Source organism: Candidatus Accumulibacter contiguus (assembly GCF_036625285.1).
Lineage (GTDB): Bacteria > Pseudomonadota > Gammaproteobacteria > Burkholderiales > Rhodocyclaceae > Accumulibacter > Accumulibacter contiguus.
The window spans coordinates 2,096,761-2,119,817 of sequence record NZ_JAZKUC010000001.1; the positions used below are offsets into that span (position 1 = coordinate 2,096,761).

At 61.6% G+C, this 23,057-nt stretch carries 22 protein-coding genes and 3 pseudogenes; 5 read left to right on the forward strand and 20 right to left on the reverse strand.

Annotated features, from left to right (window positions below; translation table 11 throughout):
• Nucleotides 1-2: 2 nt before the first annotated feature.
• Together V5B59_RS10300 and V5B59_RS10305 are read right to left on the reverse strand one after the other, a co-directional pair.
• Nucleotides 3-599: a DUF4276 family protein gene (locus tag V5B59_RS10300; protein ID WP_308240202.1), complete on the reverse strand. Its 597-nt coding sequence runs from the start codon at nt 597-599 to the stop codon at nt 3-5.
• A pseudogene (locus V5B59_RS10305) lies at nt 596-1,138 on the reverse strand (AAA family ATPase); the annotation flags it as partial. The pseudogene V5B59_RS10305 and the gene V5B59_RS10300, both read right to left, overlap by 4 nt.
• Nucleotides 1,139-1,331: 193 nt before the next feature.
• On the opposite strand from V5B59_RS10305, the gene V5B59_RS10310 reads away from it, so the two are divergent.
• Nucleotides 1,332-2,867: a DUF6399 domain-containing protein gene (locus V5B59_RS10310; RefSeq protein WP_332351228.1), complete on the forward strand. Its 1,536-nt coding sequence runs from the start codon at nt 1,332-1,334 to the stop codon at nt 2,865-2,867.
• Here the strand turns inward: V5B59_RS10310 and V5B59_RS10315 are convergent.
• From V5B59_RS10315 to V5B59_RS10355, 9 genes are all read right to left on the reverse strand, one after another.
• Nucleotides 2,847-3,536: an AAA family ATPase gene (locus V5B59_RS10315; protein ID WP_169071324.1), complete on the reverse strand. Its 690-nt coding sequence runs from the start codon at nt 3,534-3,536 to the stop codon at nt 2,847-2,849. The genes V5B59_RS10310 and V5B59_RS10315 overlap by 21 nt on opposite strands.
• A 3-nt stretch (nt 3,537-3,539) precedes the next feature.
• Nucleotides 3,540-4,955: a restriction endonuclease subunit S gene (locus tag V5B59_RS10320; protein WP_169071325.1), complete on the reverse strand. Its 1,416-nt coding sequence runs from the start codon at nt 4,953-4,955 to the stop codon at nt 3,540-3,542.
• Nucleotides 4,952-6,091 (reverse strand): PDDEXK nuclease domain-containing protein, encoded by a 1,140-nt coding sequence (locus V5B59_RS10325; protein ID WP_169071326.1) that lies wholly within the window; start codon nt 6,089-6,091, stop codon nt 4,952-4,954. The genes V5B59_RS10320 and V5B59_RS10325 overlap by 4 nt, the downstream gene beginning before the upstream one ends.
• Nucleotides 6,088-8,391, reverse strand: coding sequence for a type I restriction-modification system subunit M (locus V5B59_RS10330; protein WP_169071327.1), 2,304 nt, complete (start codon nt 8,389-8,391; stop codon nt 6,088-6,090). The genes V5B59_RS10325 and V5B59_RS10330 overlap by 4 nt, the downstream gene beginning before the upstream one ends.
• 228 nt (nt 8,392-8,619) lie before the next feature.
• Entirely contained in the window at nt 8,620-8,751 is a 132-nt protein-coding gene (locus V5B59_RS10335; RefSeq protein WP_256436002.1) for a hypothetical protein, read from the reverse strand.
• A gap of 86 nt (nt 8,752-8,837) precedes the next feature.
• A complete protein-coding gene (locus tag V5B59_RS10340; protein ID WP_034915882.1) occupies nt 8,838-9,167 on the reverse strand; it encodes a type II toxin-antitoxin system YafQ family toxin in 330 nt (109 codons plus the stop codon).
• Nucleotides 9,139-9,417: a type II toxin-antitoxin system RelB/DinJ family antitoxin gene (locus tag V5B59_RS10345; RefSeq protein ID WP_211203477.1), complete on the reverse strand. Its 279-nt coding sequence runs from the start codon at nt 9,415-9,417 to the stop codon at nt 9,139-9,141. The genes V5B59_RS10340 and V5B59_RS10345 overlap by 29 nt, the downstream gene beginning before the upstream one ends.
• A 78-nt stretch (nt 9,418-9,495) precedes the next feature.
• Nucleotides 9,496-9,984 (reverse strand): hypothetical protein, encoded by a 489-nt coding sequence (locus V5B59_RS10350; protein ID WP_288129492.1) that lies wholly within the window; start codon nt 9,982-9,984, stop codon nt 9,496-9,498.
• Nucleotides 9,981-10,532 carry a nitrogen fixation protein NifQ gene (locus tag V5B59_RS10355; protein ID WP_332351859.1) on the reverse strand — a complete coding sequence of 184 codons (552 nt, stop codon included), beginning with the start codon at nt 10,530-10,532 and terminating at the stop codon, nt 9,981-9,983. The genes V5B59_RS10350 and V5B59_RS10355 overlap by 4 nt, the downstream gene beginning before the upstream one ends.
• Before the next feature lie 273 nt (nt 10,533-10,805).
• Here V5B59_RS10355 and nifE point away from each other — a divergent pair, with 273 nt between their 5' ends.
• The gene (gene nifE / locus V5B59_RS10360; RefSeq protein ID WP_248594985.1) at nt 10,806-12,026 is read left to right on the forward strand and encodes a nitrogenase iron-molybdenum cofactor biosynthesis protein NifE; all 1,221 of its coding nucleotides are present in this window, start codon (nt 10,806-10,808) and stop codon (nt 12,024-12,026) included.
• On the opposite strand, the pseudogene V5B59_RS10365 reads toward nifE, so the two are convergent.
• From V5B59_RS10365 to V5B59_RS10375, 3 genes and pseudogenes are all read right to left on the reverse strand, one after another.
• Nucleotides 11,918-12,262 (reverse strand): annotated as a pseudogene (locus V5B59_RS10365) (type II toxin-antitoxin system VapC family toxin); the annotation flags it as partial. The gene nifE and the pseudogene V5B59_RS10365 sit on opposite strands and share 109 nt — an antisense overlap.
• 3 nt (nt 12,263-12,265) lie before the next feature.
• Nucleotides 12,266-12,499: a type II toxin-antitoxin system VapB family antitoxin gene (gene vapB, locus V5B59_RS10370; protein WP_169071330.1), complete on the reverse strand. Its 234-nt coding sequence runs from the start codon at nt 12,497-12,499 to the stop codon at nt 12,266-12,268.
• 140 nt (nt 12,500-12,639) lie between these two features.
• Nucleotides 12,640-12,792: a hypothetical protein gene (locus V5B59_RS10375; RefSeq protein ID WP_169071331.1), complete on the reverse strand. Its 153-nt coding sequence runs from the start codon at nt 12,790-12,792 to the stop codon at nt 12,640-12,642.
• A 2-nt stretch (nt 12,793-12,794) separates the two neighbouring features.
• On the opposite strand from V5B59_RS10375, the gene V5B59_RS10380 reads away from it, so the two are divergent.
• Nucleotides 12,795-13,589 carry a transposase gene (locus V5B59_RS10380; protein ID WP_169071332.1) on the forward strand — a complete coding sequence of 265 codons (795 nt, stop codon included), beginning with the start codon at nt 12,795-12,797 and terminating at the stop codon, nt 13,587-13,589.
• Between the two features lie 315 nt (nt 13,590-13,904).
• Here the strand turns inward: V5B59_RS10380 and V5B59_RS10385 are convergent, their stop codons facing one another.
• The 3 genes from V5B59_RS10385 to V5B59_RS10395 all read right to left on the reverse strand — a co-directional run bounded on the left by V5B59_RS10385 (nt 13,905) and on the right by V5B59_RS10395 (nt 14,948).
• Complete coding sequence (locus tag V5B59_RS10385; RefSeq protein WP_169071333.1) at nt 13,905-14,132, reverse strand: hypothetical protein; 228 nt, start codon at nt 14,130-14,132, stop codon at nt 13,905-13,907.
• Nucleotides 14,133-14,319: 187 nt separating this feature from the next.
• A complete protein-coding gene (locus V5B59_RS10390; RefSeq protein ID WP_034916807.1) occupies nt 14,320-14,724 on the reverse strand; it encodes a type II toxin-antitoxin system death-on-curing family toxin in 405 nt (134 codons plus the stop codon).
• The gene (locus V5B59_RS10395) at nt 14,721-14,948 is read right to left on the reverse strand and encodes an AbrB/MazE/SpoVT family DNA-binding domain-containing protein (protein ID WP_034916808.1); all 228 of its coding nucleotides are present in this window, start codon (nt 14,946-14,948) and stop codon (nt 14,721-14,723) included. The genes V5B59_RS10390 and V5B59_RS10395 overlap by 4 nt, the downstream gene beginning before the upstream one ends.
• Before the next feature lie 145 nt (nt 14,949-15,093).
• Here V5B59_RS10395 and V5B59_RS10400 point away from each other — a divergent pair.
• Nucleotides 15,094-15,390, forward strand: a pseudogene (locus V5B59_RS10400) (DUF815 domain-containing protein); the annotation flags it as partial.
• 28 nt (nt 15,391-15,418) lie between these two features.
• On the forward strand, nt 15,419-16,366 hold the full coding sequence (locus V5B59_RS10405) for a Nudix family hydrolase (protein ID WP_332351860.1): 948 nt from the start codon (nt 15,419-15,421) through the stop codon (nt 16,364-16,366).
• Nucleotides 16,367-16,393: 27 nt separating this feature from the next.
• Here the strand turns inward: V5B59_RS10405 and glgX are convergent, their stop codons facing one another.
• Genes glgX through V5B59_RS10420 form a run of 3 tightly spaced genes read right to left on the reverse strand, consistent with a single transcriptional unit; the run spans nt 16,394 to nt 23,042 of the window.
• Nucleotides 16,394-18,409 carry a glycogen debranching protein GlgX gene (gene glgX / locus V5B59_RS10410; RefSeq protein ID WP_332351861.1) on the reverse strand — a complete coding sequence of 672 codons (2,016 nt, stop codon included), beginning with the start codon at nt 18,407-18,409 and terminating at the stop codon, nt 16,394-16,396.
• Nucleotides 18,397-20,580, reverse strand: coding sequence for a 1,4-alpha-glucan branching protein GlgB (gene glgB / locus V5B59_RS10415; RefSeq protein ID WP_169071337.1), 2,184 nt, complete (start codon nt 20,578-20,580; stop codon nt 18,397-18,399). Before glgB ends, glgX begins: the two co-directional genes overlap by 13 nt.
• 11 nt (nt 20,581-20,591) lie before the next feature.
• Nucleotides 20,592-23,042: a glycogen/starch/alpha-glucan phosphorylase gene (locus V5B59_RS10420; protein WP_034912941.1), complete on the reverse strand. Its 2,451-nt coding sequence runs from the start codon at nt 23,040-23,042 to the stop codon at nt 20,592-20,594.
• Between the last annotated feature and the right edge of the window lie 15 nt (nt 23,043-23,057).

A 23,057-nucleotide genomic window follows, 5' to 3' on the forward strand; every position in this document is an offset into this window, starting at 1 on the left:
CGTTACAGTTTGGCCTTCAGGATGCGATCAACACGAACGAAGCTGGGCAAGTGCTTCTTCAGTACAGCAGGGTCAAGCTTCGCCAGCAACTCGAAGGAGCGCTTGCCCTTGCGGTAAGCGTTTGCGCAATTGCGGGACGCGTGGACCAGCTTGTCGTGTACCTCGTGCCGATTCCGGTTCTCCAGGTTGGTCAATGGAGGCAGTGCATTCTCTTGCAGACTGTGGCCGTAATGCTCCTGTAGCGCCCGCCGGTCCGTGACGATCCAGGTCTCCATGCAGGTCGTCATGAAGAGGACTTGCTCGTCGCTCGCGCCGACAGGCTTGTCCCATTGGTCGCGGCGATTCAGATGCTCCCAGGTTCGTTCGAGATCCTCCACGGGCTCCTCGCTATCCACGAGCATGGCGATGTAGTCGCCCACCTTTCGAAGGGCGTAGGCGGTCTTGAAATCATCGAAGACCGATCCGCGCCCACCGCAAGCGCTGAGTCGAGGCATTCGTCCCGAGAATCCCGCTTTCTCGAACAACTTCCGGAACCCCTCGCGGCAGCGAATCTGGTCCTCCTTCGATTCGCCGCCTTCCACGTACAGATGCGCACTCACCAGCGATTTCCCCCGATCTCGCCTTTGGTCCAGAGCTGGCCGAGCCGATACCTTTTCAGCCACTCGGCAAGGTCGACCGTGTTCAATCGTTCCATGATCGTCTGTCCCTGCGTCCTGGTACAGACGACCACCGCATCGGGCGTTTCTGTCATCGTATCGACCAGGATATCCGAGTGGGTCGTGACGATGATCTGGGTTCGCTGCGAGGCCGCTCGCAACAGATCCCCCAACTTCGGCAGGATGTCGGGATGCAGTCCCAGTTCCGGCTCCTCGATGCAGATCAAGGGGGGCGGTTCGGGATCGCAAAGAATTGCCAGAAGGCAAAGATACCGCAACGTGCCATCGGAAAGGCGCGTGGCGGGAATAACGAAATCTCCCTCCGTGAAGAACACTTGCACCGTGCCCCCCTCCACCAGGACATCGAAGTCGTGGATACCATCATAGAGGTCATTCAAGCCGCTGAGGATCGCCTTCTTGGCCGCCGGAAAGCGCGTTTTCAGCCGGTTCAGGAAGAGGCCGAGGTTTGAGAAATCGGCTTCCCACTTAAAGCGGGACAGTCATGCTACCGATAGAGTCTGAGGATGAAGGGAGCTGAGGAGATGGGAACTGGTTGCCGCATCTCCTGTATCATCAGTTTTATGACAAAAAAACTCTACGACTCAAGCCATACGGACAACCAGCCGCGTCATTTTTGCCGCACTTACAGACCAGGGAAAACGAAGCCTGCGTGCAGTGGGGGAATTAATTCATCGCCCGAAAAGCAGTGTTCATCGCCACCTGCAAGCGCAAGCCCGTAGGAACCGACATCCTGAATCGGGGTTTTGGGAAACCGAAGAGGGGGAGGCATGGCTGAGATTGCTGGTATTTGCTGTGCTGTACACGTTCGGGCTGCAACATCATGTGGGGGCGGGTGCCTTGTCGGATTTCTTCCAATTGATCCGCCTTCATACCCATGTGGGGGTGTCTCCCAGCGCCTTGCAGACCCAACTCAGCCGGATGGAAGCGCTGTTGCCCCTGTTTCAGCAACAGTGTGAAGCCTCGGTACCGACGCGGACACGCCAAGCGGTGGTGGCCGCGGATGAGACGTTCTTTGGGGAGATTCTGATCTTGGTGCTGATGGATTTGTCCTCGGGCTACCTATTGCTGGAGTCGATTCAGAAGGACCGGGGTTTCGATACCTGGTTTGCCCAGGTGACCCCGCGCCTGGAAGCACTGGGTATCGAAGTCAACCACGCCATCAGTGACCGGGCGAAGGCCCTGATCAAATTAGCGGTCACAGGCTTTGAGTGTACCTCGGGCGCGGATACGTTCCACGAGCAATATGGCCTCAGTCGCTGGTTGTCACCGGCCTTGGGACGTCGAAAAGCCAAGGCGGATCAGTGCTGCGAACTGGCCCAGAAGGCCCTTGATCAGCCGTCGCGCGGAGCCAGTACCGAGGAAAAGGCGGCTTTGGCGGCACAACAGGCCTGTGCCTGGGAAGCCCGCGCGCAAGTGGAACAGGCGCAGCAAGAGTACCAGAAGCAGTTGCTGGGAATCGCCGAGGAAATCCATCCCTTCTCCCTGGAGGAGAATACTCGCACGACGGCGGAGAGCGTAGTGGCAGGACTGGAAACGCGAGCACAGGCCCTGGAAACTCTGGCGGCGCAACAAGGGATCCAGGATACCCGTTCCGCCCTGAAGAAGTTCCGTGCCCAGATCGGCGCCTTATCGAGTCACGTCAGCTTTTGGTGGCTTTGGGTAGAAGAAATCCTGCTGGGCTGGTCTCTGGATGAAGCGACTCGGCAATGGCTGACGAGCAAGCTGTTGCCCGTACTCTATTGGCACTACCAAATGCGGAAAACGCAAAACAGGGTTCACCGGAAACGGTATCAGGAGGCTTGGCAGCGAGCATTAGAGGCCTGGAAAGCAGACCCGTTCCATTCGGGATTCTCCGAGAGTGAGTTGCAGCGCTGGCTAGAATGGGGGGAATGGATGGTGCGACAGTTCCATCGCAGCTCCTCCGCCGTCGAAGGGCGCAATGGCCGCTTGTCCCAGTTGTATCATAACGGGCGAGGTCTGACGAAATGCCGCCTGGCTGCGCTAACGGTTATCCACAACTATGGGGTGAGACGTAGTGACGGCACTATCGCAGCCGAACGTCTGTTTAGCACCTCTTTCCCTGATCTTTTCGATTGGCTGCTCAACCAGATGGGGGAACTTCCCTTACCGAGGAAGTCCCGCCACCGGGTTGTGCATAACCCATTGAAGTTAGAGATTGTCCCGGCTTAAGTGGGAAGCCGAGAAATCTTCTTCGAGCACGTCGTTGCGATTGTCGGATCTTTGCGGTTCGCGGAATACTGCATTCCGCCCAAACGCCCATTCCCGGTAGATGCGCACGCGCTCGTAGTTTTGGGCCAGCCAGGCCAGTTCCGGATAGGCTTCGGGGTCGCGCCGTTGTGCCAGGATCGAGCGATCCGCTTCGATCGACGCCCTGGTCAGACCACGTTTGCCATGGCCACTTGTATTGACGACCGGCTGGCCGTGCTGGTAGCGGTAAAAGAAGTCAACGTCTGGCTGCCCCGCCTGCGGGCGCGCTCGCTCCACACGCTCGTCCTCAAGGGAAAATGCCTGCGCCACCGAACGGAACGAGAGCAGATGGCGCAGCGGTATCGAGTCTTTGGCGTCTCTCACGACGCAATCGACCGACGCCGGCTCTTTCGTCCCGCCCTTCCATATCCATTCCCCGACGCCGCCTCCCTTTCGAGTCACCTCCCGAAGTTCCTTCGGAGCCGAACGTATCAGGCTGATCGCTTCAAAAAGATTCGACTTGCCGCTGCCGTTGGGACCAATGAGGAGATTCAGCGCCTGGAGTTCAATGCCAGGATTGTCAGTGCCGAAAGACAGAAAATTTCTTGGCGCCAGATGGCGGATCAAAATGCAGTTGCTCGGGTCGGGCATGGTTCAAGTCTCCTCAGCGTCAACTTCATCCAGATTGCCAGCGTCGTTGAGCATTTCGCCAACGACTTCTGCAGATATGTCAGGCGCAACTTCGTCGGGCAGGCGCGTCGCCGCCTCGCGCACGTCGAGCTTGCCGGTCACGACGTCGGCGACGAGGCGAGTGCGGTATTCGCGGAGCAGGTCGATTTCGCGTTCGAGGCGATCTATCACCACCTCAATCGGATGGGTTTCGGCCCCAATACGCTCGACGACTGCTTCCTGCTCTCGCTTCGGGGGCAACGCCAGATAGTAGTTTCTTATCGTAGAGATGTTCACGTGGGGCGCGGTTGCGCCCATCACATCCTGAAGGGCCTGCCCGTATGTGGATCGACTATTCAACAGCCACATTACAAACTTGCTGCAGTGTTCGGTCGCAATCCTGAAGACCATCATGCGCTGTGATATGCACAATTGGGCGGCCGCCGGTACGCACGCCGCGATTCCGAAACGTTCGCCCTCTCTTGAATAGAGAATATCTCCTTCTTGAGGTTGTAGTCGCGTCGTCCAACGCGCGTAGTCGCGTGAAGAGACCTTCTTCGCTTGGTCGACAAGAACAACCCCAGCGACAATATCGGCAGTTCGGATCGCCGGATGCGTGCCGGCGTCTGAATACCTCGGCGTCGCATGGAGGCAGTCTACGATATTCAGGGCTACAAACTTCAGCCGCCATACCCGCCAATGCTGCGGAATGTCGCCGAGCCAGGGGATGCCGGAGGGTTTGAGGGGGACGGAGGGGTCGAGGCCGCGGGTGACGGCGCGGTGGATGATGGCCTGCTTCTGCTCGTTGAGCAGCGCGATCACCTTCCGCTTCGCCCGGATTGCCCGCTCCAACCGCCCGTTCGCCCAGTCCAAAAACCGCACGATCGCCGCCTGCTCTGCGGGTGGTGGGAGCGCGACGGGCATCCGCTTGAAGTGCGAGAAGTCCAAGCCCTGGCGAAGTCCCGAGCCGTAGCCGTAAATGGCCTTGCTCATATCCCAGACGTTGAGGAACTGAAAACCAAAGTCGGGACTGACACCTGTGTTCACTCGCAAGGCTAAGTAGGCTGATGTGATGATGCCACGATCGCGGACCATTCCTACACGGAGGCTGGTATGGTCATTCTGAAGATCGGTGGTGCGAAGGACGATGTCGCCCGGATTGACGATCTGATAGGTTTCGAACGATTCAGGTACTAGGCCGTGGAGTTTCTCCGCAGGCTTGATGACGATGCGACCATAGCTGAGAGAAAGCACGGTCTTCTCCTTCATGCCGTGGTTGCGTTCGCGATTGGGCACGAAAGCACCAAACGCGGGCCGGTTTTCCCAATGGCTCGGCACCTTCCCGAGCCACGGCAACCCGGACTCCTTGTACTCCGCATACGGCCTGAGGTCGGCGATCATGGATCCCCCACCACCGCTCGCCGGGCGGCGCTCTCGCGGGCGTGCTCGATCGCCTGGTGCAGCCGCGCACGCAGCAAAGGCAGCGGCGGCAACTCCGTCAGGTACTCGCTGACGCGGATCGATTTGGCATCGAGCTGCAGCAATTCCACCTGCTCGGCGTCTGCGGACGCGCACAGGATGAGTCCGATCGGGGCTTCCTCGCCGGGAGCGCGTTCGTGCTTGTCCAGCCAGCGCAGGTACAGTTCCATCTGCCCGACATGGCCCGGCTGGAAGGATTCCAGCTTCAGTTCGACGGCGATCAGCCGGCGCAGATGACGGTGGAAGAAAAGCAGGTCGAGATGAAAATCGTCCCTGCCGACGCTGATGCGCTTTTGCCGGGCGACGAAGGCGAAGCCGCTGCCCAGTTCCAGCAACACCCCCTCGATCTCGCGCAGGATGGCGCTCTCGAGGTCGCGTTCGCTGTAGGCGCCCTTGAGTCCCAGCAGGTCGAGCAGGTAGGGATCGCGAAAGACGATGTCGGGGCTCATCTGCCCGTCGCGAAGTCTGCCGATCTCCGCCGCGATGACGTCTTGCGGCTTCTTCGACAGCGCGGTGCGCTCGAACAACAGGCCGCCGATCTTCTGGCGCAGCGTGCGCACGTCCCAACGCTCGATGCGGCACATCTCCGCGTAAAAATCGCGGGCCAGCGGATCCTTGAGCGGCAACAGCTCGACGAAATGGCTCCAGCTCAATTGTGTCGACAGCGTCGACACAATCTCCTGGTTCGTGAAACCCTGACAGAACTGAATGGCGCGATAGAGCGAGCGGAGGGTAAAGGCCTGCCCGAATTCGACGGTCAATTCGCGTGACACGGTCGCGAGAATGCGTTTTCCGTACGGCGCCCGCTCATCCTGAAGACTCTCGGCGAGGAGTCGACGCCCGAGATGCCAGTACAGCAGCGTCGTGGTCGAATTCGCAACTGTGGCAATCCGCTGGCGGGCGGACTGGATCAGTTCTCTCAAGTCAGTGAGGAGCGCCGCCTCATCCACGACGACAGGCACCTGTGCCCTGGCGGTATGCCCGGCGTGCTCTTGCCTCCCGGTCTGTAGCGCAGAGGGCTTGAGTTCCTGGGGCAAAGTAGTGGACTTCTTCTTCATCGCTGACCGACCCTGAGCAGACCATCCAGCAAGCCCTCGGCCTCCTTCTCGATGGCCAGGATGTCGGCGCTGATCTCTTCGAGCGTGCGCAGCGGCGGCGGCTTGTAGAAGTGGCGCGTGAAGCTGATCTCGTAGCCGATCTTGGTGGCGTCGTCCCTGATCCACGCGTCGGGCGTGTACGGCAGCACCTCGCGGCGGATGAAGGCTTCGATGCCGCCGTCTTCGAGCAGCGGCACCTGCTCGGTATCGCGCAGGTCGGCATCGGGCTCGTACTCGACGATGGCGGGCCTGCCATCCACGCTCACCGCGTAGAGGCCGCGCAGCGGCTCGGCCCTGACCTTGCCGGGCTTGTGCACCCTGGAGATGACCGGCGGTGCGCTCTCGACGCGCCAGCTCACGGCTTTGAGGATCTGCTTGAGGTCGGCGGCGGCGAGTTTGATCCCGGCCGTCTTCAGCGCGGCGTCCACGCGGTCGCGGAAGACGTTGTGATCGTCGAAGAGCGCCTCGCCCAGCAGCACGCGCAGCCGGGTAGCCACGTCGACCAGGCGGCCGTCGCGTTCCCAGGTCCTGGCGTCGAGCAGCTTCTTCTTCTGTCGCTCGGGCAGGCCCCTCTTCGTGCCGCCTTCGTCGTCTTCGCCTTCGGGGTCGTCGCTGCTGCCCCAGTCGGCGAGGCGCTTCTCGAGCGCGACGGAAACCGCCGAGAAACGGCTGAACAGGTCGTCGCCGAACTCTTCGTAGAGCGCGGCGCGCAGGTCCTCGTCGCCGGAGTTGAAGCGCAGCGTTTCGATGGCCTTGAGCGAAAGCTGGCTGTGCAGGCGCAGCGGGCGCTCGACGGTGACCTTCCAGTAGCCGAAAGCGGCATTCGGGAAGATCTTCGACTCGGGCGTCTCCGCGAAGTCGAGGAAGCAGCGGCTGATGCGCTCGATGTCCTCAAGCGAGAGTTCGCAGTTCTTCTTGCCGAGGTTTTTGCGCAGCGGCTTGAACCACTGGCTGGCGTCAATGAGCTGCACCCGGCCCTGGCGGTGCGCAGGCTTGCGGTTGGACAGCACCCAGATGTAGGTGGCGATGCCGGTGTTGTAGAAGAGGTTGAGCGGCAGCGCGACGATGGCTTCGAGCCAGTCGTTCTCGATCAGCCAGCGGCGGATGTTGCTCTCGCCCTGGCCGGCATCGCCGGTGAACAGCGAACTGCCGTTATGCACCTCGGCGATGCGGCTGCCGAGGGCCGACTGGCCGTTCATCTTGGATGCCATGTTGGCGAGGAAGAGCATTTGCCCGTCGCTCGAACGCGTGACGAGCGACAGCTCCTCGCCCTGGTGCATGACCTTGAAGCGCGGGTCGCGCATGCCGTCCTTGCCGCCCATGGCTTCCAGGTCCTTCTTCCAGCTCTTGCCGTAGGGCAGGTTGGCGAGCATGAAATCGAACTCGCGGGCGGGGAAGGCGTCGTGCGCCAGCGTGGACCACTCGGCGCCGCCGACGATGTGCTCGGCGCTCTCGCCTTCGCCCTTCAGCAGCATGTCGGCCTTGCAGACGGCGTAGGTCTCGGGGTTGATCTCCTGGCCGTAGAGCAGGCACCTGACCTGCTGGCTGCGCGCGGCGGCGATCGCCGTCAGCGTCTCCTCGGCGACGGTGAGCATGCCGCCGGTGCCGCAGGCGCAATCGTAGAGCAGGTAGGTGCCGGACCGGATCGCGGACTCGATCGGCCGGAACACCAGATTCGCCATCAGGCGAACCGCGTCGCGCGGCGTCCAGTGCTCGCCCGCTTCTTCGTTGTTCTCCTCATTGAACTTGCGCACCAGTTCCTCGAAGACCGTTCCCATCGAGTGGTTGTCGATGCCGGCCGGCGAGAGGTCGATGTCGGGGTCGAGGAACTTGTTGATCAGCGTGCCGATGGCGTCAGCCCTCGACAGCGTCTGCAACTGGTTGCGGAATTTGAAGTTTTCGAGGATGTCCTGGACGTTGGGCGAGAAGCCGTTGAGGTAGTCCTCAAAGTCCGCCAGAAGCTGTTGCTGGCTTCCTCTGGACTTGAGATCACGCAGGGTGAACTTCGATGTGTTGTAGAACGCTTGACCCGCAGCATCACACAGCGCGGCGCGTTGCTCGGTGATATGCGCCTCGTCGAGCATTCTCTTGGTGGCGAGCACCTGCTCCTTGGCCGGCTCAAGCACCGCGTCCATGCGCCGGATGACGCACATCGGCAGGATCACGTCCGGGTACTTGCCGCGCTTGAAAAGATCGCGCAGGACGTCGTCAGCGATGCCCCAGATGAAGGAGACGATTTTGTTGTGCGTTGCCTGAGCCACTTTTGGGGCGCTCCTTGCATGTAACTGCGCAGCATATCATGGGCGACACGGTTGATCCCCTCGCCCCGTCCCAATCGCGGGAGCGGAATGGCCGCTCAAGTTTGCACACCGGCCATGCAGCATCGAAAGTCCGCCTCGTATCATGGGTCGGCTTCTGGCCGATTGTACTCATAGAGTATCGTTGCCGATAGCGGCCGCACACCGAAATCTCGTTGTCGCACAAGACCTTCAAGGCAGCAGCGCCAGCGCCAGATGGTCTTCGGCGGCATGGGCGATCACCGTCGCGGGCAGCAGGTTCATGATGCTCACGTCGTCGTGACGGCTGCACGCGATGTGCTCGCCGATGGCTTCGAAGGCCAACTTACTGGCCGGCACTGCAAGTCGACAGACAGAAGTGCATCGGCGCTTGCCCGTAAGCAAAACTACCGCACAGCCGACACGCTATTTCAATCGAACAACTCGGCGTGCGTGCCCGCACGCACAAAAACGACCAGACCGGTCTTGCCGCTGTCGTCGAGCTTGTAGGTGAGCAGGAAATCGCCACCAATATGGCATTCCCTGTGGCCTTCCCAATGACCGAGCAAGGGATGATCCTGCCATTCCGGTCCCAGGGGTGCCGTATTGGCAATCAAGAGAAGCATGGCCTCCTTGAGCCGATTCATGTCGTAACGGCCAGCCCTGGACAAGCGTTCCCAGTCTTTCAGAAAGGTCTTCGCATAGTCTGCCGCACGCGGCAACAGCGCGCGTTTACTCGCGGCTGTTCTTTTCGAGGTCATCAAACTGTTCGGTGGCCGTAGCAAAGCGTGCGCGGTGCGTGTGGGCAATTTCGTCGGCTTCGGCCATCGCACTGCACGTTTCGGCATTCGGTAGCTTGAGCGCGAACGGGAGTTGTTTCTCGGCCGCCACGCGGGTCAGAAACACGCGCACCGCGTCGGAAAGCGACAGTCCCATCGCGGCCAGCGTTTCCGTAGCCTGCGCCTTGATTTCTTCGCTCACGCGAACATGCACCATTGTCGTAGCAGCCATCATCGCCTCCGTCAATCAGTGAGATAGTGTCTGAACGAAAAGTCTAAAAACGCCTTTACTACAAATGCTTAGGAACGTTCAAAAAACAACCTGCGGAAATTCATTGCTGGACTGGGAAAACGGTGGGATTCCATTGATCAGCTTTCGCAAATTGTTATTGAAACGTTCCTTAGGTGCTACTTTACAAAACGAAGATTTTGGCATTTGAAGTTCATATGCATAAATATGACGAAGTTTGAGCCGTTTAACCCCAAATATCTCTAGTGCATAAAATATTCGTTTCTGAAAAACCCACTCAAAGCCTTGCGCGGCAAGGCTCTTGGAATTTCCGTTCAGACACGAGATACATTGTATTGCAATTGACCGCCCAGCGTAGCACGAAGCTGCCGCGGCTCGCGTTGGATCGCTGGATCGACCGAGCGACAGGGTGTTCGCCGAATGCAAAAGCCGCTCGGACGGCTCAGGCTGCTCATCCCGAAGCAATGCAGGTCGCCTCGCCACTGAACCGGGCATGACGCGTGCTGAACGCCTGCTACCCGACGGTAGCAAGAAAATAACCAGCATCATGGCGAGCCATCCTCGGGCCCGAAACACAGCGCACGATCGCAGCACTCGGCGCAATGCGGTGCCTTGCAGATCGGTACCCCGGCGTGCTCGCAGAGTTGCCGGTAGAAGAACTTCTTCCATTTCATGTCGCCGCTGTTCTTCGCCGCCAGGCCGGGGAAGTTCTCGCGCAGCAAATCCGACAAGGCCTGGCGGTTGGGCAGACCCATGTCCTGCCAGAGATGCTTCTCTCCCATCGCCGCCGTGGCGATCGCATGACACAGCCAGGCACCCGCCTCGTCGGGTCGGGCACGGGATTCCAGGAGCAGTTCGACGAGGTCGTGAAACTCGTCGTCGCCAGGTTCCGGGGCCGGAACACCGACAGCGGGTTCCCACACCGTGCCAGGGAAATACGTCGCCAGCAAAGCCCGCAGGCGATCTTCCGACAAGCCTCGCAGCAGCGGCTGGCGGCATGCTGCCAGAGACTGGCCAATGACGCCGACGAACGCGAGTGTGCACAGGTCTTGCTTGTGCGGCGTAGGCGGCCACGGATTCTTGGTCGGATCGAGCATATGGGATTTCCCGGCAGCAGATACACCACCCTACGCAAGAGCCGTGCCCATACGCTGGTGATGGCGCGTGCATCCCTGGAAAAGCGCTACCCATGCGGCTCTGCGGCCAGTCGTGGAGCAGCCGCGTAGCGGCAACTCTCCTGCCTCCTGACCATGTCGCAATGTCTCAATGTCGCAAACCCGACAATCGCACCCTCGCTGCAGTCATGCAGAATCAATCACTTGGCGCTGGCACGCGGATTGCACTAGCACAGTCAACCAAGGACCGATGCCATGAAGACTGCCGAAATCGCCGAGTTGCTGAACGAGCCCGCCTGTGCGCACAACAAGAACGAGAAATCCGGTTGTGCCCGGACCAAGCCGGGCGCGACGGCCGGCGGCTGTTCGTTTGACGGCGCACAGATCGCTCTGCTGCCGATTGCCGATGTCGCGCACATCGTGCACGGGCCGATCGCCTGTGCCGGCGCTTCCTGGGACAACCGCGGCGCGCGCTCTTCAGGCCCGACACTCTATCGAACAGGCATGACCACCGACCTCACCGAACAGGACGTGATCATGGGTCGCGGCGAAAAACGCCTGTTTCATGCCATCAAGCAGGCCATCGACGACTACTCGCCGAAAGCGGTATTCCTCTACTCGACCTGCGTGCCGGCCTTGATCGGCGACGATCTCGAAGCCGTCGCCAGGGCAGCCAGCGAGCGCTGGGGGGTGCCGGTGGTGCCGGTCGATTGCGCCGGCTTCTACGGCACCAAGAATCTGGGCAACCGCATTGCCGGCGAGGCCATGTTCAAGTACGTGATCGGCACCCGCGAGCCCGAGCCGGTACCCGCTGCGGCGCAGCGGCCGGGAATCCGCGTGCATGACGTGAACCTGATCGGCGAATACAACATCGCCGGCGAATTCTGGTATCTCGCGCCACTGTTCGACGAACTCGGCCTGCGCATTCTCTGCACGCTCTCGGGCGACGCACGCTTCCACGAGGTGCAGACCATGCACCGGGCGGAAGCGTCGATGGTGGTCTGCGCCAAGGCGCTGCTCAATGTGGCGCGCAAACTCGAAGGCGAATTCGGCGTACCCTTCTTCGAAGGCAGTTTCTACGGCATCACCGACACCTCGCAGGCCTTCCGCGACTTTGCGAGGCTGTTGGCCGACCCCGCTCTGAGCGCGCGCACCGAAGCCATGATCGCTCGCGAGGAAGCCAGGATTCGCGCCGCGCTCGAGCCCTGGCGGGCGCGCCTGGCGGGCAGGCGCGTGCTGCTGTACACCGGCGGCGTCAAGAGCTGGTCGGTGGTCTCGGCACTGCAGGATCTGGGCATGACGGTCGTCGCCACCGGCACCAACAAGTCGACCGAGGAAGACAAGGCGCGCATCCGCGAGATCATGGGCGACGAAACGCGGATGATCACCGACGGCAGCCCGAAAGCCGCAATATGCAGGTCGTTGACGCCGATGGGCTGGCCCAGCTTTTCCAGGGCGGCGCGGATGCTGCCGTAGTGGTAGGCCTCCCGCTCGCCATAGGGCAGGACGCTCAGGCGGCTGCAGAAATCCTCGACCACGGAAAGGTTGCGGGCGGGGTCGCTGCTTTTCTCGGCACCATGGACCAGCTCGGCGAGGGTGATGGCTGAGACGGCCAGGCGGCCGTAATGGCGGTTGAAGGACGCCAAAGCCTCGATCGGACGCCGCTTGACGACGTAGATGACGATGTTGGTATCGAGCAGGTGGGTCAGCACGGGTTAAAGGCATTCCCGATCCGGCTGCTCCTGGATGGCCCGTTCCGGCAGAAAATCGTCGGTCACGGTTTTTTCGCCCAGGAAAAAACTGTCCCACGCCGCTTCGGCGGGGGCAATGATGCGCTCCTGGCCGACGGCCCGCACATCGACCTTCTTGATTGAATCCGGAAAGCGCAGCTCGGCGGGCAGGCGAACCGCCTGGGTGCGATTGTTGGTGAAGACGGTGCTGGCAGGCATGGCTGGCTTCCGAAATGCTATATACACGAACAATATACATTATTCAGGGCCAAGGTCAAGATTCAAACACTGAATTTGCGGCGGTGTAGCCTTCCCTCTCTCAAGAAACACACTCCAAGTGACTGATTAAAGGCATGTTTTTAAGCGGCGTCGGGAATTGGAACGAGTTTCAGGCCGAGTTTCTGGGCGCGCCGGGCAAGGTGATGCATGGCGCGCTGGCGGTACCGCTCCTCGTAGTAATCCTGTCTCTTGTCCGTGTATTTCTCGCCCTTGGTCAGCAGCGTGTGGATCAAGCGTGCCAGCTGAGTATTTCCACTGCCTCGTCATCGAGGGTGTCTTCGAGGCGGACGCCTCGGGGGCGGCGACGTTTCACGAAAGCCGTGCCCCCGACCAGAAGTGGCTCAACGAAGTGCAGGCCAAGGTCCGCCGTCGTCTGCTGCGCGCGCTGGCCCGGCGCGGTGTGCTTGAGCCGGAAGACGCCGAAACGATGGCGAACTGGGAGCACGGGGGCGGCTTCTCGCTCGACGCCGGCGTGCGCCTCGAAGGGGCCGACCGCCAGGGCCTGGAACGGCTGTTGCGTTATTGCGCTCGACCTGCCTTTGGGCTGGAGCGCTTGCGTGAAATCGACGCCGAACACCGGGTCTATGAGAGCGTCAAGCCGGGTCCCGGCGGCAGCGTTCGCTGGATGCTCACGCCGCTCGAACGGTTCGAGCGTCTGGCGGCGCTGATTCCACCCCCGCGCCGTCATCGGCATCGGTACTACGGCGTACTGCGCCCAACGCACCGCTACGCGCACAGGTCACCGCGCTTGTCGGCGTGCCAGAGAGTCCGACCGCGCCGCTTCTTACAGCGACTGAGACGGAGACTGAGCCAATCGCGGCGCAAATCACCGCCCCAGGCGCGTCGTCCGACAGCGAGGAGCAGGCAAAGGAAGCGCTCCTGTGTCGCGCGGCCCGCTACGCCTGGGCGTTGCTGCTCGCGCGGATCGATGAGGTCTTTCCGCTCGTCTGCCCACGCTGTGGCGGCGAGAGGCGAATCATCGCCTTCCTCACCGACGCCTGCGCCGTGCGCGAGATCCTCTCGCACTTAGGCGAGCCGACGTCACCGCCGCCGATCGCGCCGGCCCGGGGCCCGCCGCTGTGGGAGATCACCGATGCCGAGCAGGGCGAGTTCGGCCCGCCCGCTCAACCGGCACCGGACGACCCATTCGATCAGCGCATCGCCTGGGAAAGGCCGCACGAAGACGATCCGATCGGGCTCGTCAGGGAGCGCTTGCACCATGGGTTGCCGCGGCGGCCTAGTCAGCCACCGCGGCGACCCATGGCCATCATGGCCATCCTGATGCTGCGGTTCTGGCGAGGTTTTCAGGCTCCGTCGGCACGCTTTCCCCGAATCACGACTGCTGTCAGGGCCTATCAGAGCCTGGAACACTGGCGGAAGTGGCGTTGGATATCCTATCCTTGCGAAGCGTCTTTCCGCTCACGCCCGCGAGCCGCTCGATCTCTTGATGGGCAAGACCTTGGCTTTTCAGCCACAAGGCTTCCATCTTGCGCCGCACATGGGGATGCGGATGGTGAAAGCGCTCGTGTGCCAAGACTCGCGCCTCTGCTTGCGAAAATGTCAATTTCAACATGGCCGCACGTCCCAAGAAGAAGTCATGCCCCCAATTCTACATCCCAGGAGACACGACAGTTAAAGTCGTTTATGACCGAGCTTGGTATAACGATCTCTTGCTGTGCGCCGCGAAACGCGGGGTGGCCGAAGACGGTGGTGAGCAAGGTGATTGCGCGGGTGCTGCCGGTGGTCATGGGCGGTCCCGTCTACTGCGAGGGAATCAGTGCGCGCAATCGGTCCGTAGTCTGCGTGCGATCCAATTGGGAGGAGGCGACATCCAGCAGCAACGCTTCCCACGCATCACTGTCGGGCGCGGGTTCGATGCCGTTTAGACGCAGAAACACGATGGCGGAGGCCATCGCAACACGCTTGTTTCCGTCGTTAAACGGATGATTGCGGCAGAGGTAAAAAAGATAAGCCGCCGCGACCTCGATCAAGTCAGCGAATGGCGAAGCGCCAAACGCGGTAGCTTGCGGCGCGGCAATCGCGGATTGCAGCAAGCCTGCATCGCGCACCCCCGCCAAGCCGCCGAACGCAGCGACGACTTGGTTGTGAATTTCGCAAACATCGGCTAGAGCAAGGTGGATGCAATCATCCGGCGTGTTGCTCACGCCAGCTTCCGCAGGGTTTTGGCGTAATCCTTGACGGTTTGGCGGATGGTGTTGTTCATCACCTCCGCGGGCGCGGCGTTGCGTATGGGCGTAATGACCACGGCGCCGCCGTCATGCACGGTCACGTTCACCTGATCCCCAGCTTTGAGGCCGGTAAGTTCGCACAGCGCGGTGTCAAGGATCAAGCCTTGTGAGTTTCCGACTTTGGTGATGGTTTTGAGCATGGTCAGCCCCTATAAAACAATGTTTAACGCAGGTATTCTACGATAGTTGTCGAACCCGCACAACGTAACATAACTATTTGTTTTTAAAAACGGTTATGTGGATCGAGCAAGCTATGCCGCCTGCCGCGGCAGACGCAACGCCGCGTCCGAGCGCTTCGGTCTGTGGATTTCCTTCTATCCATTCGACCAGGAGGCCTATCTCAAGATCGTGGCGCATTGGCTGCAGTCCTTTGGCTGCGCCCGCGACGAGATCGTTCGTGCCGAGCGCGATGCGCTCAACTGGGCGCTCGAACGCGGTTCGCGCAGCGGACGCGTCGCCTGGCAGTTCGCCAGGGACTGGGCCGGCCGGCAACTCGCTGTGCCGGATCGCCAGAGGCGACCGCGCAGCGCGCCGTCCACCTCGCCAACGACCGCGCGCAAGCGCTCGCGGAATGTCGCTTGAGCCGCCGCAGGGGGCGATTAAGCGCCCGATGACCCAGGTGACCGAAGTGGCGGCGGCAGTGATGCTGCGCGGCGATCCGGCGGCGCCCGAGTTTCTGCTGGCGCAACGTCCGCCCGGAAAGGTTTATGCCGGCTACTGGGAATTTCCGGGCGGCAAGATCGAGCCTGGCGAGACGGCGCGCACGGCGCTGGTTCGTGAACTGCAAGAAGAACTCGGCATCACCGTCGAGCAAGCCTGGCCATGGGTCTGTTGCGAATTCAGCTATCCACACGCGACGGTTCGCCTGCGCTTCTTTCGCGTCAACACCTGGCACGGCGAACTGGCGGCGATCGAGCACAGCGACCTGGTCTGGTTACCGGCCGGTGCGGCGGCGAGCGTCGCACCGATCCTGCCGGCCAACGCTCCAATCCTGCGCGCGCTGGCGCTGCCGTCGCTATACGCACTGAGCAATGCCGAGGAGTATGGCGTGGCGGCCGAACTGGCGCGGCTGCAGAACGCGCTGTCGAACGGACTGCGCCTGTTCCAGGTGCGCGACAAAACGCTGCCGCCAACGCAGCGGCACGCTTTTGCGCGCCAGGTCGTGGCGCTGGCGGCCAGGCATGCGCAGGTGGTGGTGCTGATCAACGACGACCAGGAACTCGCCCGTACGGTCGGCGCCGGGGGAGTGCACCTCTCGTCGCAGCAGCTCTGGCAGATCGAACGGCGCCCGGATTTCGCTCGCGTCGCCGCCTCGTGTCACGGCGCTGCCGACCTGGCACGCGCCGCCGGACTGGGACTGGACTTCGTCGTCCTCGGCCCCTTGCTGCCGACGGCCAGCCACCCCGGAACAGCCGGCATCGGTTGGTCAGCGTTCGCGCAGCTCGTCGAACGCTCGTCGTTACCGGTCTATGCGCTGGGCGGCTTGCAGCCCGAGATGCTCGAAACCGCGAGGAGCCGCGGCGGACACGGCATCGCGCTGCTGCGCGGCTGGCGGTAGATCAGTGGTAAAAGTCGCGCCAGCGAATCAAGAACGGCTGAGAATCTGCACGCTGCGCGCCGCCACGGGGGTGCTGATCTCGCGCATGTGGGGAGCAAAGGGGGCCTGCGTGCTGCTGTCGCAGATCTGCTGCCAGACCCCTGCCGGCAGCAGGAAGGAAGCCTGGTTGTCGTCGCGGTTGATCAGGCATAGCAAGGTTTCGCCATCCTGTGCTTTGCCCACGGCTGGCCGGTCGGGGGCGAGTTGCAGACCGAAGGTGCCCAGTTTTTTCGACTCCCAGTCGGCGTGGCGCATCGGTCTGCCCGCAGGATGCCACCAGACCACATCGGGCTGCCCGTCGACCATCGCTTCGCCGGTCAGCCAGCGGTGTTGCCGCAATTGCGGGAAACGCCGGCGCAAGTCGATCAGCCCGGCGACAAAATCGATCAACTCGGCATCGGCGTTCTTCCAGTCGAGCCAGGTCATTGCATTGTCCTGGCAATAGGCGTTGTTGTTGCCGGCCTGTGTGCGTCCGATTTCGTCGCCACTCTGCAGCATCGGCACGCCCTGAGACAGCATCAGCGTGGCGAGGAGCGTGCGCTGCAGGCGCCGGCGCCTTTCGAGCACTACCGGATCAGTGCTTACGCCTTCCTCGCCGCAGTTCCACGCGTGGTTATGGCCGTGTCCGTCGCGATTCTCCTCGCCATTCAATTCATTGTGTTTCTTTTGATAGCTGACGAGATCGCGCAGGGTGAAACCGTCATGCGCGGTGATGAAATTGATTCCCGCCTGGGGCGCACGTCCGCTGCTACCGAAGACTTCTCGTGAGCCAGCGAGCCGTTGTGCCAGTTGTCCGGCGCCTGCCTCATGCGTCAGCCAGAATGCGCGTACGTCGTCGCGGAAGCGATCGTTCCATTCGCTCCAGCCCGGCAGAAAGCGGCCGAGGTGATAACCGTCCGGTCCGATGTCCCAGGGCTCGGCGATCAGCTTGACGCGCTGCAGCAAAGGATCCTGCCGGAGTGCGGCAAGAAACGCGCTGTCGCGTGTCAGCGTGGCTGCGAGGTCAAAGCGGAAGCCGTCAACGTGCATGACGCCGACCCAGTAGCGCAGCGCATCCATGACCATTTGCAGAACGCGTGGATGGGCGAGATTCAGGGTGTTACCGCAGCCCGTGAAATTTTCGTAGCGGTTGAGATGGTCGGGCGGCAGGCGGTAATAGCTCGAGTTGTCGATGCCGCGAAACGACAGGATCGGGCCCGCTTCGTCGGATTCGGCGGTATGGTTGAAGACCACGTCGAGAATGACTTCGAGGTGGGCGGCGTGCAAGGAACGGACCATCGTCTTGAATTCGGCAATCACCGACTGCCCACCGATCCGCGCTGCATAGCGCGGCTCGGGCGCGAAGAAAGCGAGCGAGTTGTAGCCCCAGTAATTGACAAGACCCTTTTCATCCAGGTGTCTCTCGTCGAGAAAGTGGCACACCGGCAGCAGGTTGATGGCAGTGACTCCGAGTCGCTGGAAATGCTCGATCATCGCCGGCGTGGCAAGACCGGCGTAGGTGCCGCGCAGAACCTCGGGAACGCCGGGGTGTTGCCGGCTGCTTCCCTTGACATGCGCTTCGTAAAGAACCGTGCTTGCCAGGGGTATCAGGGGTGGGGCGTCGTCGCCCCAGTCAAATCGTTCGTCGACGACACAAGCCGCCAGGCAGTCCGCCGGGTCATGATGCTTCCGCCAGGAAAAGCGGCCGACCACTTCGCGCGCGTAGGGATCGAGCAACAGGCGCCGGTGATCGAAACGCTGGCCGCGCTTGGGCGCATCCGGGCCATGCACCCGGTAGGCATAGCGCAGTCCGGGTTCAGCGCCGGCCAGGTAGCCATGCCAGACCTGGTCGGTACATTCGCGCAGCGGTAGCGTGCGCATTCGCTCGCCGTCGAAGACACACAACTCGACGCGCTCGGCGTGCGCTGAAAAGAGGGCGAAGTTGACGCCGTGTCCGTCCCAACAGGCGCCGAGCGGCCACGGCCGCCCGGCTTCGAGATCGGCGCGGTCGCTCACGCGATCCATTCGAGGTACAGCGCGGCGAGTGGCGGCAGCGTCAGATTCACCGACCATTCGCGGCCGTGCGCCGGCACCTGCTCGGCATATACCGGATCGAAGCCATTGCCAACGTTGCTGCCGCCGTAATACTCGGAGTCGGTGTTGATCCGTTCGAGATACCTCCCCGGCATCGGTACGCCGATCCGGTAGCCATGCCGAACGACCGGCGTGAAGTTGCCGACGTAGAGGATGGCACGGGAACGATCGCGCGACCAGCGGACGAAGGCGACCACCGAACACTCGGCATCGTCGGCGGCCATCCATTCGAAACCGGCCGGCTCGAAATCGACCTGGTGCAGTGCTGGATTGTTGCGGTAGATGCCGTTGAGATCGCGGATGAGATTGCGTATGCCGGCGTGCAGCGGAAAGTCGAGCAGCCCCCAGTCGAGCGAACGATCGTGATTCCACTCGTTCCACTGGCCGATCTCACCGCCCATGAACAACAGTTTCTTGCCCGGATGCGCCCACATGTAACCGTACAATGCACGCAGGTTGGCGAACTTCTGCCAGTAGTCGCCGGCCATCTTGCTGATCAGCGAGCCCTTGCCGTGCACCACTTCATCGTGCGACAGCGGCAGGATGAAGTTTTCGGTGTAGGCGTACATCATTCCGAAGCTGAGCTGATTGTGGTGATAGCGGCGATGCACCGGGTCCTTGGTCATGTAGTCGAGAACGTCGTGCATCCAGCCCATGTTCCATTTGTAGTGGAAGCCGAGTCCACCCATCGAGGGGGGACGGCTGACCATCGGCCAGGCGGTCGATTCCTCGGCGTAGGTGGAAGCGCTCGGGTGCTCCTGGCCAAGAACCTCATTCATGCGGCGCAGGAAAGCGACGGCCTCGAGGTTCTCGCGGCCGCCATGCACGTTCGGCAGCCATTGCCCCTCTTCGCGGCTGTAGTCGCGGTAGAGCATCGAGGCGACGGCATCCACGCGCAGGCCGTCGACGCCGTAGCGTTCGATCCAGAAGAGCGCGTTGCCGATCAGGTAGTTGCTGACTTCGCGGCGGCCAAAGTTGTAGATCAGGGTGCCCCAGTCCTGATGCATGCCCTCGCGTGGATCGGCATGCTCGTACAGCGCGGTGCCGTCGAAGCGGCCGAGACCGTGTTCGTCGGTCGGGAAATGCGCCGGCACCCAGTCGACGATCACGCGCAGTCCAGCGTCATGGCAGGAATGGACGAAGTTGCGGAAACCGGTCGGGTCGCCATGGCGGGCAGTGGGGGAGTACAGCCCCAGCGGCTGGTAGCCCCAGGAGCCATCGAAGGGGTGCTCGGAAATCGGCAGCAATTCGAGATGCGTGAAGCCGAGGTCGACCACATAAGGGATCAGGGTTTCGCTCAGCCGCCGCCAGTCCGGAAAGCCGCCATCGTCAGCCCGCCGCCAGGAGGCCAGATGCACCTCGTAGACCGACAACGGTGCGCCCAGTTCGTCTCCGGCCGCTGCCGGCGCGGGTTCCACGGGTTCGGGCAGGGCGCAGACCATCGACGCCGTCGACGGACGCATCTCGGCCTGAAAGCCGTAGGGGTCGGATTTGAGCGGCAGCAGATAGCCATCGCGCGCGCGAATTTCGTATTTGTAGTGCGCGCCGGCGCCTACTCCCGGCAGAAAGATTTCCCAGACCCCGCATTCCCGGCGCAGGCGCATCGGGTGGCGACGGCCGTCCCAGGTATTGAAATCGCCGACGACACTGACCCGTTGCGCGTCCGGTGCCCAGACCGCGAAGACCGTTCCGGCCACACCATCGATTTCGCACAGATGCGCACCGAGACGTTCGAAGGGCCGCAGGTGTGAGCCTTCGGCCAGCAGCCAGACGTCCATTTCTCCGAGCACCGTCGGGAAGCGATATGGGTCATCGGTTTCCTGGACCCCTTCTTTCCAGACGATCCGCAGGCGGTAGGGAAAACTGCCGCGACGGCGTGGCATCAGCCCTTCGAAGAAGCCTTCGACTTCCTCGATCTCGATGTGCTTCAGTTCAGCAACCTGCTTTCCGGTCTTGGCATCAAGGACGGTCACCGAGAGCGCTCCCGGTTGCAGACTGCGAACCCATAGCCCTCCGTCGGCGTCGGTGTGCATTCCGAGGACCGCATAAGGGTCACCGTGTTCTGCCCGGCAAAGGGCGATGATCTCAGCATGGTCAAGCATTTTCGACTTCCTTACTTATGTGTGTGAATCTTCCAGGTATCGTTGGCATAGTCAGCGATCGTTCGATCAGCCGAGAAGGGACCCATCCCGGCGACGTTGAGAATTGCTTTGCGCTGCCACTCGGCAGGCGTCAGATAGAGGGCATCGACGCGCGCCTGTGTGGCGATATAGTCCGCATAGTCGGCGAGCAACAGATAGTAATCCCCATAGTGAACCAGGCAGTTGAAAATGTCATGGTAGCGCGAGCGTTCGCCGGGGGAGAAAAAGCCGCTATCGATCCGGTCGAGCGCCTCCTTGAGGCCGGCATCATTCCGGTAAAGATCCGTCGGCTGATAGCCGGCCTGCCGGATGGCGCTGACCTGTGCCGTGTTGTTGCCGAAAATGAAAATGTTCTCGGCACCGACGTTGTCGCGAATCTCGATGTTGGCGCCATCCTCGGTGCCGATGGTCAGTGCGCCGTTGAGCGAGAGTTTCATGTTGCCGGTGCCCGAGGCCTCGGTGCCGGCCGTCGAAATCTGTTCGGAGAGATTGGCCGCCGGCATGATCAGTTCGGCAACGGAAACGCCATAATTGGGGATGAAGACGACCTGCAGCAGATCACGGGAGCGCGGATCGTTGTTGACCACCGCAGCGACGTCGTGAATCAGCCGGATCACCTGTTTGGCCATGTGATACGACGACGCCGCCTTGCCGGCGAAAATCACGCTGCGTGGTGCACACCCTTCGGTCATGCCGTTGAGAATCGCGTTATAGCGGGTGATCACGTGCAGCACGTTGAGCAACTGCCGCTTGTATTCGTGGATGCGTTTGACCTGCACGTCGAACAGGCTGTCGGGATTCAGGGTGACACCGACTTCACGGGCGACGTAGTTGGCCAGGCGTTGCTTGTTGCCGCGTTTGGCTTCTGCGAAGGCATTTCGGAAACCTGCATCGTCAGCGCTTGCCCGTAAATCGTGCAGGCGGTCCAGATGCAGGCGCCAGTCCCGGTTGCCAAGACGTTCGTCGAGCAGGGTGGATAGGGCAGGATTGGCTTGTGCCAGCCAGCGGCGTGGCGTGACGCCGTTGGTCTTGTTATGGAAGCGTTCGGGGTAGAGGCGGGCAAAGTCGGCAAAAATGGTCTGCACCATCAGGTCCGAGTGCAACTGCGAAACGCCATTGACCCGGTGACTGCCGACGATGCACAGGTTCGCCATGCGCACGCGCTTGTCCTTGTCATGGCCACCGCCGTCGTCGATCATCGAGACGCGCCGCATCAGGTCGATGTCTCCGGGGTAGAGACGAACCACTTCATCGAGAAATTCCTGGTTGATGCGGTAGATGATCAGCATATGGCGCGGCAACACGCGCTGCATCAGAGTCACCTTCCAGGTTTCCAGGGCCTCCGGCATCAGGGTGTGATTGGTGTAGGAGAAAATGCGTCGGCATTGATCCCAGGCGGTGGCCCAGGCCATCCCGTGCTCGTCGACCAGGAGACGCATCAACTCGGCAACGCTGATCGCCGGGTGGGTATCGTTGAGATGGATGGCCACCTGCTCGGCCAGATTGCAGAAGCTGCCGTGCTCGGCCAGATGGCGAACCAGGATGTCCTGCAGCGATGCGGAAACGAAAAAGTATTCCTGGCGCAGACGCAGTTCGCGACCAGCCGAAGTGCTGTCATTCGGGTAGAGGACCCAGGAGATGTTCTCGAAACGATTCTTGAACTCAGCGGCGCGCTGGTAGTCGCCGGTATTGAAGGCCCCGAGGTCGATATGCGACGGCGCTGCCGCTTTCCACAAGCGCAAGGTGCTGACCCGCTCGGTGCCGTGACCGGGGATGACGTAGTCGAAAGCCTTGGCTTCCACGGCATCGGCGGCATGCCATTCCGCCCATTCTCCGTGATGTTCGGCATAGCCTCCGAAGCGCACGGTATAATGCTTGTTGGCGCGCGGGAACTCCCATGGCGAACGATCCTGCAGCCAGGCTTCCGGCTGCTCGACCTGCTGGCCGTTGATAATCGACTGCGCAAACATGCCGTATTCATAGCGGACGCCATAGCCCCAGGAGGGCAGTCCCAGGGTGGCCATCGAATCGAGAAAGCAGGCCGCCAGCCTGCCCAGACCACCGTTGCCGAGCGCCGCGTCAGGCTCGCATTCGATCACCTCGTCGAGCGACGGGCCGGGTGGTGCGAACAACGCCGCTGCCGGATCACGCAGATCGAGTGCCGCTAGGGCATTGTTCATCGCGCGGCCGATCAGGAATTCCATCGACAGGTAATAGACGCGTCGTGCCTTGTTATTGCGATCGGTGTTCTGCGTGTTGACCCAACGTTGCGCCAACTGCTCGCGCGCCACCTGCGAAAGTGCCTGATAGAGGTCGGCCGTGCTGGCTCTGGAGGGCTCGGCAGCAACGGTGGATAGCAGTTTGTGCTCGATTTCAGTGCGCAGTTTTTCGCTTTCTGGATCGGTTTGAGCGGCATCGGACATCAGGCGGATACTCCA

Excerpts from the sequence above, each read along its gene's own strand:
- V5B59_RS10315 (WP_169071324.1), bottom strand. The coding sequence starts at position 3,536 with ATGCCCGACCCGAGCAACTGCATTTTGATCCGCCATCTGGCGCCAAGA.
- V5B59_RS10320 (WP_169071325.1), bottom strand. The coding sequence starts at position 4,955 with ATGATCGCCGACCTCAGGCCGTATGCGGAGTACAAGGAGTCCGGGTTG.
- V5B59_RS10325 (WP_169071326.1), bottom strand. The coding sequence starts at position 6,091 with ATGAAGAAGAAGTCCACTACTTTGCCCCAGGAACTCAAGCCCTCTGCG.
- V5B59_RS10340 (WP_034915882.1), bottom strand. The coding sequence starts at position 9,167 with ATGACCTCGAAAAGAACAGCCGCGAGTAAACGCGCGCTGTTGCCGCGT.
- V5B59_RS10345 (WP_211203477.1), bottom strand. The coding sequence starts at position 9,417 with ATGGCTGCTACGACAATGGTGCATGTTCGCGTGAGCGAAGAAATCAAG.
- V5B59_RS10350 (WP_288129492.1), bottom strand. The coding sequence starts at position 9,984 with ATGATGCTGGTTATTTTCTTGCTACCGTCGGGTAGCAGGCGTTCAGCA.
- V5B59_RS10355 (WP_332351859.1), bottom strand. The coding sequence starts at position 10,532 with ATGCTCGATCCGACCAAGAATCCGTGGCCGCCTACGCCGCACAAGCAA.
- nifE (WP_248594985.1), top strand. The coding sequence starts at position 10,806 with ATGAAGACTGCCGAAATCGCCGAGTTGCTGAACGAGCCCGCCTGTGCG.
- vapB (WP_169071330.1), bottom strand. The coding sequence starts at position 12,499 with ATGCCTGCCAGCACCGTCTTCACCAACAATCGCACCCAGGCGGTTCGC.
- V5B59_RS10385 (WP_169071333.1), bottom strand. The coding sequence starts at position 14,132 with ATGTTGAAATTGACATTTTCGCAAGCAGAGGCGCGAGTCTTGGCACAC.
- V5B59_RS10395 (WP_034916808.1), bottom strand. The coding sequence starts at position 14,948 with ATGCTCAAAACCATCACCAAAGTCGGAAACTCACAAGGCTTGATCCTT.
- V5B59_RS10405 (WP_332351860.1), top strand. The coding sequence starts at position 15,419 with ATGACCCAGGTGACCGAAGTGGCGGCGGCAGTGATGCTGCGCGGCGAT.
- glgX (WP_332351861.1), bottom strand. The coding sequence starts at position 18,409 with ATGGATCGCGTGAGCGACCGCGCCGATCTCGAAGCCGGGCGGCCGTGG.
- glgB (WP_169071337.1), bottom strand. The coding sequence starts at position 20,580 with ATGCTTGACCATGCTGAGATCATCGCCCTTTGCCGGGCAGAACACGGT.
- V5B59_RS10420 (WP_034912941.1), bottom strand. The coding sequence starts at position 23,042 with ATGTCCGATGCCGCTCAAACCGATCCAGAAAGCGAAAAACTGCGCACT.